The organism is Empedobacter sp. EJD.6dd, assembly GCF_057369435.1.
In genome coordinates this window covers 86653-101382 of record NZ_CM170667.1, presented here as the reverse complement: position 1 = coordinate 101382, position 14730 = coordinate 86653, and the positions used below count along the sequence as shown (strand labels likewise).

Genomic DNA, 14730 nt, shown 5'->3' with positions numbered 1-14730 from the left:
ACTATGTCAAAAATTAAAATTGGAATCAACGGATTCGGAAGAATTGGTAGCCTTGTATTTGGGGTTGCTATTGAAAGAGAGGATATTGAAATCGTAGGTATTAACGATTTAGTAGATGTTGATTATTTAGCTTACATGTTAAAGTATGACTCAGTTCATGGTAAATTTAACGGAGAAGTTAGAGTAGAAAATGGGAACTTAATTGTTAATGGACAAACAATTAGAGTTACAGCAGAAAGAGACCCTTCAAACTTAAAATGGGACGAAGTTGGTGCTGACATCGTAGTTGAAGCTACAGGTTTATTCTTAACAAAAGAAACAGCTGGAAAACACATTGAAGCGGGAGCGAAAAAAGTTGTATTAACAGGTCCTTCTAAAGATGATACGCCAATGTTCGTAATGGGGGTTAATCACGAATCTGTTACAGCAGAAGACACTATTGTTTCTAATGCCTCTTGTACAACAAACTGTTTAGCTCCATTAGCAAAAGTAATTCACGAAAAATTCGGAATTGTTGAAGCTTTAATGACTACAGTTCACGCTACAACTGCAACTCAAAAAACAGTTGACGGACCATCTGCAAAAGATTGGAGAGGTGGTAGAAGTGCAATGGTAAACATTATTCCATCTTCAACAGGAGCTGCAAAAGCAGTAGGAAAGGTAATTCCAGAATTGAACGGAAAATTAACAGGAATGTCTTTCCGTGTACCTACAGTTGATGTTTCAGTAGTTGATTTAACAGTTAAATTAGCAACAGAAACAAATTACGATGAAATCAAAAAAGTAATGCGCGAAGCTGCTGAAGGAGATTTAAAAGGAATCGTAGGATACACAGAAGATGCTGTTGTTTCTCAAGATTTCGTAGGTGATACAAGAACATCTATTTTTGATGCAGAAGCTGGTATCATGTTAAACCCTACTTTCGTTAAGTTAGTTGCTTGGTACGACAACGAAATTGGTTACTCTAACAAAGTGGTTGATTTAGTACAACACATTGCAAAAATTTAAGATTAAAAACTTAGTTTATTTTACAAAAGTCTTCTCAAATTGAGAAGACTTTTATTTTTTTATATTTTATTAATATACTATGGACTAATATTTGATTTTATATAAAAAAGATTAATATGAAAAAACAATTACAATCTATAGGTCCAAAAAAATCAACAATTGATAAGATATTAGCTTTCTCGAAAACCTTATCAAATGTTAAAACTAAAAAATTAAGTTCTAAGAGCACTATTCATCTAAACTAATTTATACTTATCTCTTTTTTATAGCTTTATTAAATCTACAATAAAGCCAATACATTATTATACATAATAGCAAAAATTAACAATTATTTATTTTTTTAAGAAAAATTTAAAAAAAATTATGAATAATTATGTTAAAAAACTTGTAGCAAATATTTGTTTAACTATATTTGGATAAACAAAAAAATAACAGCCTATAGATTTAACTCTACTTTATAATTAACAATTGCTACTATGAACTATGAAGATGACTCTTTACTAATCCAAGATTATTTGAGAGGTAATGAAAATGCTTTAGAAACATTGATAGAGAAATACAAAGGAAGAATCTATAGTTTTATATACTCTAAAGTCTTAGATAAGGATGTAACTGAAGATATATTTCAGGACACTTTCATCAAGGTAATCCTTACCCTAAAAGGGGGACGATATAACGAAGAAGGTAAATTTTTACCTTGGGTTATGCGTATTGCTCACAATTTAACTATTGACTATTTTCGATCAAACAAAAGAATGCCGACCGTTAGTGAAACTGTTGGATACAACGAAGAATATAATATTTTTGATTTTATTGGTATTTGTGATGAATGCTCTGAAACAAAAATTATAAAATCTCAGATTGAACATGATTTAAGAAACTTGGTTACACAATTACCAGAAGATCAGAGAGAAGTTTTAGAATTACGAATCTTTAAAGAATTGAGTTTTAAAGAAATCGCTGAAGAAACAGATGTAAGTATCAATACTGCTTTAGGAAGAATGCGTTATGCTATTATTAACCTTAGAAAGGTGATCGATAATAATAACATTATTTTAACAGTTGATTAAAAAATAAACTTATCTATTTAGCGTTTTTAGAATAAATAAGTTTTAAAAATGATAGAATTCTACTCCGAGAATATTGAACCAAGACAATCTACAATCGATAATATATTATCTTTTTCAAAGTCTATAAAGGTTATTAAATCAACAATCTTAAATGAAGATTTTATCATTAATATGAACTAAATTGTTTTGAATTTTCAATAAAAAAGGTCTGAAATATAAATATTTCAGACCTTTTTTATGTTCTTATTTTTTCTCTTATTTCTCTGTTGTAGAAGCAATAAATAATTCATCCATTTGTGTTTGATCAATTGTTGATGGCGCATCAATCATTACATCGCGACCCGAATTATTTTTAGGGAATGCGATATAATCACGAATTGTTTCTGAACCATCTAAAATAGATACAAAACGGTCAAATCCGAATGCTAAACCTCCATGAGGTGGCGCACCATATTTGAATGCATTCATTAAGAAACCAAATTGAGCTTCTGCTTGCTCTGGAGTAAATCCTAATAACTCGAACATTCTTGCTTGAATATTTTTATCGAAAATACGAATAGATCCTCCTCCAATTTCGTTTCCATTTAAAACTAAGTCGTAAGCATTTGCACGAACTTCACCTGGGTTAGTATCGATTAACGCCATATCTTCTGGTTTTGGAGAAGTAAATGGATGATGCATTGCGTGGTAACGTTCAGATTCTTCGTCCCATTCTAACAATGGAAAATCTACAACCCATAACGGAGCGAAAACTTCAGGATTACGTAAGCCTAAACGTTCTGCAATTTCCATACGTAAAGCAGATAATTGTGCTCGAACTTTATTCGTGTTACCAGACATTACCAATAATAAATCACCGGCTTTTGCATTCATACGTTCTGCCCAAGCAGCCAAATCATCTTGCGAATAGAATTTATCTACAGAAGATTTATACGTACCATCTTCGTTACAACGAACCCAAACTAAACCAGTAGCACCAATTTGTGGACGTTGAACCCATTCGATTAATTTATCAATTTCTTTACGTGTATAAGAATTACATCCTTCTGCTGCAATACCAACGATTAATTCTTGTTCATCAAAGATTTTGAAATCATGACCTTTAGCTAAATCAGTAATTTCTCCGAATTCCATTCCGAAACGGATATCTGGTTTATCATTTCCGTAACGACGCATTGCATCAGCAAATGTCATACGAGGAAAATCTCCAAATTCTAAACCTTTGAAAGTATGTAATAAATGTTTTGCTAATCCTTCGAAAACATTCATAATATCTTCTTGTTCAACAAACGACATTTCACAGTCAATTTGTGTAAATTCTGGTTGACGATCTGCACGTAAATCTTCGTCACGGAAACATTTTACAATCTGGAAGTATTTATCTAAACCTCCTACCATTAACAATTGTTTGAATGTTTGTGGTGATTGTGGTAAAGCATAAAATTCTCCTGGATTCATACGAGATGGAACTACAAAATCACGTGCTCCTTCTGGTGTAGACTTAATTAAAACTGGTGTTTCAACTTCTACGAAATCTTGTGCATCTAAATATTTACGAACTTCTTGCGCAACTTTAGAACGGAAAATTAATTTATTTTTGACTGGATTACGACGAATATCTAAATAACGATATTTCATACGAATATCTTCTCCCCCATCTGTATTATCATCAATTGTGAATGGAGGCAATGCAGATTCATTTAAAATTGAAATATTTTCTGCTAAGATTTCGATATCTCCTGTTGGAATGTTTGGATTTTTTGAAGCTCTTTCGATTACAGTACCTGTAACTTGAATTACGAACTCACGTCCTAAATGACGAGCAGTTTCAAATAATTCTTTCGAAGAACGTTCTTCGTCTAAGATGATTTGTGTGATTCCATAACGGTCACGTAAATCGATCCACATCATAAAACCTTTATCACGTAGAGTTGATACCCAACCGCTTAACGTAACTTTTTCATTAATGTTGGCTTGTGTTAATTCACCACAAGTATGAGTTCTAAACATTTGTCGTCAAATTTATTGAGCAAAGGTAAAGTTTTGAGGTGAAATAAAGAAGTTTATCCAAGATTTTGAATGAATAAATTCAATATCAAAATTTCTTAGATGGATAAAAAAATAAAGATATAGAAGCCGTTAAAATAGATAAGAGTAAAGTAAAACCAATTGAATAAGAAAAAATATCATAATTAATATAATATAAAACATGTTCATTATTATAAAAATCTTTAATATTCAAATTGTCTTTTCTAATATATTTTAGATCAGTATAAAAATTAAAAATGGTAGAAATAATTAAGATAACTATATAAGAAATTATATAATATTTTACACTTTTCTTAAAAATACTTATTCGCCATTTGATTATTATTTTAAATATTAATTGATAAAGAACTAGCAATATAAATACGATTAAAACAAACTCAATAATTTTAAATTCTTTTTGTAAAACGAATAAATAATCTTCAAAACTTGTATGATTTTCTATTTTAAATTCGAATAAATTCATAAGTTGTAATAACTTCTTATTCTTTGTTGGAAGAAAGAAAAAAAAATTCATTAATCCAAAATGGAAAACCAAATAGAATATAAAAGAGCTTAATGTAAAAAAAAATGTTTTAATTAAGTTGATTAAAAATGCCTTCATACTTGAATAAAAATAAGTAAAAAAGCGATTCAAAATTGAATCGCTTTTAAAACTATTATGAATTTTGTTTTCTCAACTTACTGTGTTTATAGCCATACGTAAAGTAAATCGCTAAACCAATGATTAACCAAATTATGAAGATAATCCAATTGCTTGCTCCTAATTCGCTCATTAAGTATAAATTAATCAATATTCCGATGACTGGAAATAATGAAAAATTATGCTTGTAACTAAGTATACTAATTACAAACCAAACCAACCAAAATACGATCACCAATGATTTATGTATCAAAACATTTGCTCCAAGGTTTTTCCATTCTTGTAAAGATTCATTTCCGTAGAAATACGATAAAACTAACCCTACAATAAATCCTAAACCTACAATGTATTTTCCGTTGATATAAGGTACTTTAAACTTTGCTTTTTCTGACAATCCTGTTTTATCCATATACAAAACTCCTCCACAAACTACAATAAATGCAAAGAATGTCCCTACAGAAGTTAAGTCTACAAAGAAATCCATCTTAATAAATAATGCTGGAACTGCTACAACAAAACCAGTAACTATTGTTGCGAAAGATGGTGTTTTATATTTGGGATGAATTTTAGCAAATTTTTCTGATAACAATCCATCACGAGACATTGTCATCCAAATACGAGGTTGAGCTAATTGAAATACCAATAAAGCACTTGTAATGGCAATAACTGACGTAACAGAAATAATACCAGCCATATGATCAAATCCTACATATTGAAAAACATATGATAAAGGATCTTTTACATTTAAATCTGTATATTTTACCATACCTGTTAAAACTAATGTTATAGCAACATACAGAATGGCACATATGATTAAACAAGCTATCATAGCACGTGGTAAATCACGCTGAGGGTTTTTACATTCTTCTGCAGTTGTCGAGATAGAATCAAACCCAATAAATGCAAAGAATACAGCAGCAACACCTCCCATTACACCTCCTAAACCATTAGGCGCAAAAGGCATCCAATTTTCTGGTTTTACAAAGAAAGCTCCTCCAATGATAACAGCTAAAATAATTCCTATTTTAATCATTACCATAATGTTACTCGCTCGTTTAGATTCTTTAATACCAATATAAACTAAAATGGTAACCAAAACTGTAATAATACCTGCAGGTAAATCAAAAATAATTGGTACACCTCCAATATTAGGCGCTGTATTAAAAGCTTCTAACGCATTTTTTTCTATACCTGTTAATTTATCTACACCTACTTCCAATGAATTTTGATAAGCTTCTGTTGCGTATTGAGGTGCCATTGTCAACCATTTCGGAATATGAATACCAAATCCCTCACACATGGAAACAAAATACTGGGACCATGAAATAGCTACAACCATATTAGAAACAGCATACTCAAGAATTAAAGCCCAACCTATTATCCACGCAAACAATTCACCAAATGCAACATAGCTATAGGTATATGCAGAACCAGAAACAGGAACTGTACTTGCAAATTGTGCATAAGACAATGCAGTAAAAACACAAGCAAAAGCTACAAAAACAAAAAGTAATGAAATCGCAGGTCCTCCATTATAAGCAGCTAAACCAATTGTACTAAAAATACCTGCTCCCACAATAGCAGCAATTCCTAAACTTATTAAATCTGTAACTCCTAAAGATTTTTGTAATGAGTTTGGATTTTTTTCTGCATCGGATAATATCTGATCAACCGATTTCTTCCTGAATAATTGTGACATAATTTATTTAAAAACGGGCAAATATAAAAAAGTCAATTCCAAAATCGGATAGAATCCGTATAAATATTGGTTTTTTATTCAAATTTCTTTTTTATTCTGCTTTGTTAGATTAATTTTAAATTTAATTCAAAAAATTAACATGAAACAATTTTTATTTGCAATTGCGATAGCGGCCACGTTAGTAAGTTGTGATTCTACAAAACCAATTTCCCAAGAGAAATACCAAAAAAGTCTTGTAAAATATACAGATAAAATTTCTGAAGCAGAATTGAAAAAGCAGTTATACATCATTGCTGCACCTGATATGGAAGGTAGAAATGCTGGTACCGAAGGTGAAATAAAAGCGGGTAATTATATCTCTAATTATTACAAAGAATTAGGCATTAATGGACCTAATAATAATTATTTCCAAATTATTCCTGCTGCTACTTTTAGTCGAGTAAAAGGACAAATGCGTAATGTAATGGGATTCATTGAAGGATCTGAGAAGCCAGAAGAAATTGTTGTGATTTCTGCGCATTATGATCATGATGGGATTAAAGATGGTAAATTATACCCTGGTGCTGATGACGACGGTTCTGGAACAGTTGCTGTAATGGAAATTGGGCGTATTTTTCGCGAAGCAGAGAAAAAAGGAATTCGTCCAAAACGTTCAGTTTTATTGTTACATGTATCTGGAGAAGAAAAAGGCTTATTAGGTTCTAAATATTATTCAGATCATCCAATTTTTCCTTTAGCAAATACAATTGCAAATGTTAACATCGATATGATAGGTCGTGTTGATTATGAACACAACGAGCAAACAAGAGATTTTGTGTATGTAATTGGTTCGGAAATGTTATCTTCAGATTTACACAAAGCAGTTTTAGCAGCAAACGATGGTTTGGGAATTAATTTGGATATGCGTTACAATACACCAGACGATCCAAACCGTTTCTATTATCGTTCTGATCATTACAATTTTGCAAAACATAACATACCGTCTGTTTTCTTCTTTAATGGTGTACACGATGATTACCACAAACCAGGTGATACGCCAGATAAAATCGAATATGATTTATTGACACGTAGAACGAAGTTGGCTTTTAATACAATTTGGATTTTAGCAAATGCTGAAAACAGACCAGTTGTAGACAAAGAATCGCCAATGCCTTCAACAAGATAATTAAGCATCTAACTTTAAAAAATCCCGTCAAAATTTTGACAGGATTTTTTATTATAAATTTTTCTTTCTAATAAATACAAAATAACTCAATCCTAAAAACAGAACAATGTATATAAGGTTGATATAATCTAACCTTTCTAAAGTTGTAATTTGAAACATTAAATTGTTTAATGATTTTGGAGAACTTGAATAAGGAATAAAATCTGCAAACTTTTTACTACTAATCACAGAACAAAAAACAGTTGCAAATAAAGAAAAACCTACTGGGTAAATAAAACTTCTGAAGAATAAACTTAAAGCAAATTGAATCATAGATACAGCTAAACATCCAATCCATAATTTGAAAAAAGTGTAAAAAGTTACTTCTCTAAAATCAAAATCTTGAAAACCATAATTTGGTGCTATAAATTGTAATAAATATCCACTTAATAGAAAAAATACATAAGCTCCAACAACTGAAAAACTTACAATAATTAAAATAAATAAAGCTTTGGCTAAATAAATTTTAACATGTGAAATGGGCAGAGTAAATAGTAATTTGTAATTATTGTTCTTATACTCTACATCACAACATGAATGTACAAATACAGCAATTAAAACTGGAAATAGCATGTAGAAAAACATAAAAACATAGCGTCCTAAAAAACTGTACCATGGATTCTCCCCTATTTCTTCTAAAGGAGCTTTATAAATTAAATAAAAAAAACGACTAAAACGACTAAAGTAGGTAAAAATAAAACACCAAAAATTTCTTTGTTTTTCGATAATTTATATCGTTCGGAAGCAAATGCTTTATAAAATGTATTTGTCATTTTAGTGTTGAATTAGGTTAATAAAAATTTGTTCAAGATTAGCTGTTTCAGACTGAAGATCATAAATTTCAATGTTATTTTGAATTAATTGTTGAATTTTTTGATGAAAATCATCATCGTTTTCAATTTCCAAATGAATGACGTTATCTTCAATTATTCCATTTCCGAAAAGTAATTTTGCTTTCTCTGCATTATTAATTTTTATGGCAACTTTACGCACAACATTTCCGAGCAATTCTTCTTTTTTACCTTCAAAAATCATCTTTCCATTTTCTATAATTCCAATATGCGTTGCAACTCGTTCTAATTCAATCAAAATATGACTTGATAAAAAAATCGTTTTACCTGCTGCATTCAACCTCAAAAACAATTCGCTCATTTCATAAATTCCTTGTGCATCCAATCCATTAAGAGGTTCATCTAAAATCAAAATTTCTGGATCGTGAAAAATCGCAATTGCAATTCCCAATCGTTGTTTCATTCCCATCGATAAATCAGATGTTTTATAATGCGCCGCGTACAATAAATCAACCAAATCTAACACTTCACTTATTCGCTCCTCGCCTTTTTGATAAATTACATCTAAGTATTTTAGATTTTCGTAAACGGTCAATTTTGTGTAAAAACAAGGCGCTTCAATCAAATTTCCTGATAAAGCATGAATCTCAATTGGATGTTTTTTGATACTCAACTCATTCAAGAAAATAGAATCTTCATTCGAATTCAATAATCCTAAAAGTAACTTAATCGTTGTCGATTTCCCTGCGCCATTTCGTCCCAAATAACCATAAATACTTCCTCTCGGAACATTAAGATTAACTTGATTTAATATTTGTTTTGATCCGAAACTAAAGTTCAAATCTTTTATTTCTATACTTTTCATTATTTCTCTTCTTTTAGTGATGTTGGTACTTGATTAACATCGATGTAAAAAATTCCATCTACAAAATCACTCCATTTTGCTTTGAAATTTATTCCTTGATCTATAACTGAATAATACTCAGATTTTAGAACAGATTGATTCGGAACTTCATGAAAATCTAAAAAGAAATAAGGTTGATTAAGTTGATGAAATGCATTCTCTACCGCATATTTATTCGGTGCATTAATTATTTGTTTCAGAGGATTATAAACCCCATACGAAGTAAAACCAATTGCATACGACTGATTCTTGTATTTTTCTTTGATATATTGTCCCAATGGTTTAAAATTATTAGGATAATATTTTTTGTAAGCATGTACATTCGCCGACCAAATAATTACTTTCTGATTGGGATAAAGAGAATCTAATTGATAAATTAAATTCTCTGCCATCAAAGAATCTCTGAACTGCATACTCTTCATTGTTCCAGATTTATACATCAAATTTTTCTGAATATCATTTTTAATGTCTTTCAGATAACGTGAATAAATCCTTGTTTCATCAGTTCTTGGAAGTTTTGAAATACGTTTTGAAATATAGTCTAATTCATTGAAAAAAATTTGTCTTTCATTTTTATTAAAACTCTCTTCAAATACATTTTTAATTTTAAAAAGTCCAAGAAAATTGTATTCTCTTTTTAACATTGGATACCTATTAATATTGATAGAGTTTTTATCTAAAAAAATTTTTAATAATTTTTCTCTGCTTAATTTATTAGTTGAATTAAAACGTGCTAGCAAAGTACCAGAATATTGCATATCAAAACCTCCCAATGTAATTGGATTATTTGTTTTCTTCGATTGTAAATAATAGTTATTTAGAGGTTGAGTTTCTTTATTATCCCACCAAAAATTGAACATACCAAGTCCAGCTATAGAATCTTTTCCGATACCTAAAGCTCCTTTTTCCATTTCTTGGTTGCTTATCCACATATCATATTGTCCAGCCTCATACAAAACAACATTGTAATCCAAATTTTGGTGCAAATACTTTATCAAACGAGCTTTGGCTTTAAAAGTCTGTCCATCTTGATGTGCACTTTCGCCCAAAAAAACAATACGATTATCTTTTAATACTGTTTTCAAAAATTCTAAATCTTGATTATTTTGTTCAGTCATTTCAATCGAATTGATTTGATGTTTATATTGCTTCGTTTCTGCAATCATTTGCTGAAAATCCTTTTCAGGTATTTTCTTAAATACAAAAACATTCAGTAAAATAGAACTGAGTAAAGTAAGAATAGCAAATAGTGTCAATTTCTTCATAATAGTATAGCGTTATTTAAAAATAAGATTTTTTAAGATTCAATCACATGCATTATTGTTTTTTTCTTAATTATATGATTCAGGAAAAACTCAAAAGGTTGGTTGACGAATCAATAAAAATTAAAATTCCTTTCTTTTAACAATTTCCATTCAATTCCGTAACTTTGAAGAACAATAAAAAACAAACAATGAATAACGATATTCTTAATTTGGAACCAAAAGCAATCTGGAAAAACTTTTCAGCATTAAATTCAGTTCCAAGACCTTCTAAAAAAGAAGAAAAAGTACGTCAGTTCATCATCAAATTTGGTGAAGATTTAGGTTTACCTGTCGAAACTGATGAAGTAGGAAATGTTTTAATCAAAAAAGCTGCTTATCCAGGAATGGAAGACCGTAAAACAGTTGTGATGCAATCGCACTTGGATATGGTTTGTCAAAAAAATAATGATGTAGAATTCGATTTCGACACACAAGGAATTGAAATGTACATTGAAGAAGGGAAGTTTGTTACTGCAAATGGAACAACTTTAGGAGCAGACAATGGGATTGGAGTTGCGACAATTATGTCTATTTTAGAATCGAAAGATATTCCTCATCCAGCAATCGAAGCTTTTTTTACGATTGATGAAGAAACTGGAATGACAGGTGCTTTAGGATTGAAAGCTGGATTCTTATCAGGAAAAATTCTTTTGAATTTGGATACAGAAGAAGATGACGAATTAGACATTGGTTGTGCTGGTGGTATTGATGTTACAGCTACTAAATCATATACTGCTGAAACTATAAACGGATCTACTTTTATTTTAACTTTAAAAGGTTTGAATGGAGGACATTCTGGAATTCAAATTCACGAAGGATTAGGAAATTCGAACAAATTAATTGCTCGTCTTTTAAATGCTGGAACTGAATTTGGTTTACAAATTGCGCACATGGAAGGCGGAAGTTTGCGTAATGCTATTCCTCGCGAATCTTGGGCTAAAATTGTAATTCCTACAGATAAAGTTGATGCTTTCAAAGCTGCTTACGAAACGTTAAGAGCTGAAATCATCGAAGAATATGAAACAAAAGAACCTAAAATGGTCATTACTTTAGAGCCTACTGAAGCTACTTCTGTAATGTCTGTTGAAGATTCTAAGGTGATTATTCAAACAATAATGACTGCCTTTAACGGAGTTTACAGAATGAGTCCTGATGTTGATGGTTTAGTTGAAACATCTAATAATGTAGCTCGTGTAGAGGTAATTGAAGGAAATATTCGTGTATTATGTTTAACTCGTTCTTCAATAGAATCTGGTAAAGAAGCATTAGCTGAAACTTTAAAAGCTGGTTTCGAATTAGGAGGATTTGAAGTTAAATTTTCAGGTTCTTATCCAGGTTGGAAAGCGAATACACATTCAGAAATTTTAGAATTGATGAAAGGTATTTATGTTTCAAAATTCGGAGAAGAACCAAAAGTAGTTGCTTGTCATGCTGGATTAGAGTGTGGTATTATCGGAACAAATTATCCTGGTTTGGATATGATTTCTTTCGGACCTAATATTACTGGCGCTCACTCACCTGACGAAAAAGTAGAAATTGCTTCAGTTCAAAAGTTCTGGGATTATTTATTAGATATTTTGAAAGATATTCCAAACGATGGACCAGTTGATTATAGCTGTGCAAATTCAAAAAATATATAAAATTATCATTTTAATAAATTATAAAAGACTGCTCTAACGAGTGGTCTTTTTTTTTATCTATCAAATTCTAATTCACTTACTTTCATTAAACTTATTCAATCTAAAAAAATATTTTTCGTTCTGTAATAACTAATTATTGAAACAATTTATTCAAAAAGCCACAATAAATCTCCATTAAATACTTAAAGATTAGGAGAACTTCAGATAATCAATTATTTTAGCATTTCGTAAAATTGAAGACAAACAATAATGAAAAGAATTTTATTATCCACACTTTTAGTGGTTATGCTTTTTCCTTTTAAAGTGAAAGCTGACGAAGGAATGTGGTTCTTGATGTTCATAGAACGTCTGAATCACCGTGATATGCAAAAACAAGGTTTACAATTAACTTCTGAAGAAATTTATAGTATCAACAATAACTCTTTAAAAGATGCTATTGTACAATTTGGTGGTGGATGTACTGCTGAAATGGTTTCTGGTCAAGGTTTAGTTTTGACAAATCACCACTGTGGTTATGGTGCGATAGCTGAATTATCTGCTCCTGAACATGATTACTTAAAAGATGGTTTTTGGGCGAAAGATAAAGCTGCAGAGTTAAAACCAAAAAGCTTAAAAGTACGTTTCTTTGTTCGTATGGATGATGTTTCTAAACGTATTTTAGGTGTTGTAAATGATAAAATGTCTGAGTTAGATCGTGAAAAAGCGATTAACCAAGAGATTGCTAAAATTGAAAAAGAAAACAGCGAAAACGGAAAATATGTAGTTTCTGTACGTTCTTTTTTCCAAGGAAATGAATATTACTACTTCGTTTACCAAGATTACGAAGATGTTCGTTTAGTAGGAACTCCTCCAAGTTCTATCGGTAAATACGGTGGGGATACTGACAACTGGGAATGGCCACGTCATACAGGAGATTTCTCTATGTTCCGTGTTTATGGTGACAAAGATGGAAATCCTGCTGCTTATTCTACAAGCAATGTTCCATTACAACCAAAACATCATTTACCAGTTTCTTTAAAAGGTTACCAACCAAATGATTTCGCTATGATTTTAGGTTATCCAGGTCGTACAAATCGTTGGATGCCTGCGCAAGGTGTTGCTCAAAATGTAGAGTACGCTTATCCTGCATGGGTTGAAGCTTCTAAAGTAACAATGGATCAGATGAAAAAGTATATGGAGAAAAATCAAAAAGTAAACATTGATTATGCTTCTAAATATGCTGGAGTTGCGAACTATTGGAAAAATCGTGATGGAATGATTGAAGCTTTAAAACTTCATGGAACTGTTGCGAAGAAAACAAAAGAAGAAGAAAAATTCAATAAATGGGCTCAAAAAGGAGCAAACAAAGCTGAATATGGTGATGTTGTTTCTAACTTGAATAACTATTATGCTAAAACAAATTTAGATGCGCGTCATAACAATTACATCAATATTTTATTACGTTATTCTACTTTAGCAAGTGCACCTTATTCTATCGGTAAAGCGTTAGAAAACTATGCTGCAGCGAATGATGCAAAACGTGACGAAATGCGTCCTAAAATTCAGAATGCGATCAACGCATACTACGAAAAAATGTACTTACCTTTAGAAAAAGATTTATTGGCTGCTCAATTAAATCTTTATGCTTCTAAAGCGAACGAAGCTGGTTTAGCACCTTATGTTGCTGATTTAGCGAAGCAAAATAACAAGAACTTTACAGCTTATGTAAATGATGCTGTTGAAAGAAGTTTCTTCGCAGATCAAAAACAAGTAGAGAATTTCTTAATCTCTCCAGATGTAGAAGTATTGAAAAAAGATCCTTTATATGTTTTATCAAACGCTTTAGTAGAAAGAGCTTCTAAGCAAACTGATGAGCAAGCTAAATTGAATGATTCTTATTCTAAAAACTTCCGTTTATTAGTAAAAGGATTACGTGAGTCTAAAATTGGAAATATTTTATATCCAGATGCCAACTCTACGTTACGTTTAACATACGGATCTATCCAAAATTTACCAAAAAGTACTAATCCAAAACGTCAACCAGATGTTGCTTCTAACTACTTTACAACATTAGAAGGTACTGTTGCAAAACACATTGCAGGTGACGAAGAATTCGAAAATCCACAACGTTTATTAGATTTAGCGAAAGCAAAAGATTATGGACAATATGGAGATAAAGATGGATACTTACACGTAAATTTCTTATCAAACAATGATATTACAGGAGGTAACTCTGGTTCTCCAGTAATGAATGGTAAAGGTGAATTAATCGGTATTGCATTCGACGGAAACATCGAAGCAATGGCTGGTGACGTAATCTTCGATCCTAAATTACAACGTACGATTTCTGTTGATATTCGTTATGTTTTATGGGTTGTTGATAAATTTGCTGGAGCAAAACACATCGTTGATGAAATGACAATTGTAAAATAAGAATTGAAT

At 30.8% G+C, this 14730-nt stretch carries 10 protein-coding genes; 5 read left to right on the top strand and 5 right to left on the bottom strand.

Annotated elements, in window-relative coordinates; all coding sequences use genetic code 11:
* Positions 1 to 3 precede the first annotated feature (3 nt).
* Positions 4 to 1008 (top strand): type I glyceraldehyde-3-phosphate dehydrogenase, encoded by a 1005-nt coding sequence (gene gap / locus AC2I98_RS00505; protein WP_486412698.1) that lies wholly within the window; start codon positions 4 to 6, stop codon positions 1006 to 1008.
* A 476-nt stretch (positions 1009 to 1484) separates the two neighbouring features.
* Positions 1485 to 2078 (top strand): RNA polymerase sigma factor, encoded by a 594-nt coding sequence (locus tag AC2I98_RS00500; protein ID WP_486412697.1) that lies wholly within the window; start codon positions 1485 to 1487, stop codon positions 2076 to 2078.
* Between the two features lie 255 nt (positions 2079 to 2333).
* On the opposite strand, the gene aspS is transcribed toward AC2I98_RS00500, so the two are convergent.
* Positions 2334 to 4088: an aspartate--tRNA ligase gene (gene aspS, locus AC2I98_RS00495; RefSeq protein ID WP_486412696.1), complete on the bottom strand. Its 1755-nt coding sequence runs from the start codon at positions 4086 to 4088 to the stop codon at positions 2334 to 2336.
* Positions 4089 to 4783: 695 nt separating this feature from the next.
* Positions 4784 to 6466 carry an amino acid permease gene (locus AC2I98_RS00490; protein ID WP_486412695.1) on the bottom strand — a complete coding sequence of 561 codons (1683 nt, stop codon included), beginning with the start codon at positions 6464 to 6466 and terminating at the stop codon, positions 4784 to 4786.
* Positions 6467 to 6605: 139 nt separating this feature from the next.
* Between AC2I98_RS00490 and AC2I98_RS00485 the strand changes: the two genes are divergently transcribed.
* Positions 6606 to 7631, top strand: coding sequence for a M28 family peptidase (locus AC2I98_RS00485; RefSeq protein WP_486412694.1), 1026 nt, complete (start codon positions 6606 to 6608; stop codon positions 7629 to 7631).
* A 51-nt stretch (positions 7632 to 7682) separates the two neighbouring features.
* Here AC2I98_RS00485 and AC2I98_RS00480 read toward each other — a convergent pair whose 3' ends face one another.
* The 3 genes from AC2I98_RS00480 to AC2I98_RS00470 form a co-directional block, all read right to left on the bottom strand.
* Positions 7683 to 8324 (bottom strand): ABC transporter permease, encoded by a 642-nt coding sequence (locus AC2I98_RS00480; protein WP_486414091.1) that lies wholly within the window; start codon positions 8322 to 8324, stop codon positions 7683 to 7685.
* A gap of 120 nt (positions 8325 to 8444) precedes the next feature.
* Positions 8445 to 9326: an ABC transporter ATP-binding protein gene (locus AC2I98_RS00475; RefSeq protein ID WP_486412693.1), complete on the bottom strand. Its 882-nt coding sequence runs from the start codon at positions 9324 to 9326 to the stop codon at positions 8445 to 8447.
* Complete coding sequence (locus AC2I98_RS00470) at positions 9326 to 10630, bottom strand: erythromycin esterase family protein (RefSeq protein WP_486412692.1); 1305 nt, start codon at positions 10628 to 10630, stop codon at positions 9326 to 9328. Before AC2I98_RS00470 ends, AC2I98_RS00475 begins: the two co-directional genes overlap by 1 nt.
* A 188-nt stretch (positions 10631 to 10818) precedes the next feature.
* Between AC2I98_RS00470 and AC2I98_RS00465 the strand changes: the two genes are divergently transcribed.
* Both AC2I98_RS00465 and AC2I98_RS00460 read left to right on the top strand, forming a co-directional pair.
* On the top strand, positions 10819 to 12309 hold the full coding sequence (locus AC2I98_RS00465) for an aminoacyl-histidine dipeptidase (RefSeq protein ID WP_486412691.1): 1491 nt from the start codon (positions 10819 to 10821) through the stop codon (positions 12307 to 12309).
* Positions 12310 to 12558: 249 nt separating this feature from the next.
* On the top strand, positions 12559 to 14721 hold the full coding sequence (locus AC2I98_RS00460) for a S46 family peptidase (protein ID WP_486412690.1): 2163 nt from the start codon (positions 12559 to 12561) through the stop codon (positions 14719 to 14721).
* Positions 14722 to 14730: the final 9 nt, after the last annotated feature.

Coding starts and splice junctions, on each gene's coding strand:
- AC2I98_RS00470 (WP_486412692.1), bottom strand. CDS start 10,630: ATGAAGAAATTGACACTATTTGCTATTCTTACTTTACTCAGTTCTATT.
- AC2I98_RS00490 (WP_486412695.1), bottom strand. CDS start 6,466: ATGTCACAATTATTCAGGAAGAAATCGGTTGATCAGATATTATCCGAT.
- AC2I98_RS00485 (WP_486412694.1), top strand. CDS start 6,606: ATGAAACAATTTTTATTTGCAATTGCGATAGCGGCCACGTTAGTAAGT.
- AC2I98_RS00465 (WP_486412691.1), top strand. CDS start 10,819: ATGAATAACGATATTCTTAATTTGGAACCAAAAGCAATCTGGAAAAAC.
- gap (WP_486412698.1), top strand. CDS start 4: ATGTCAAAAATTAAAATTGGAATCAACGGATTCGGAAGAATTGGTAGC.
- AC2I98_RS00460 (WP_486412690.1), top strand. CDS start 12,559: ATGAAAAGAATTTTATTATCCACACTTTTAGTGGTTATGCTTTTTCCT.
- AC2I98_RS00475 (WP_486412693.1), bottom strand. CDS start 9,326: ATGAAAAGTATAGAAATAAAAGATTTGAACTTTAGTTTCGGATCAAAA.
- AC2I98_RS00500 (WP_486412697.1), top strand. CDS start 1,485: ATGAACTATGAAGATGACTCTTTACTAATCCAAGATTATTTGAGAGGT.
- aspS (WP_486412696.1), bottom strand. CDS start 4,088: ATGTTTAGAACTCATACTTGTGGTGAATTAACACAAGCCAACATTAAT.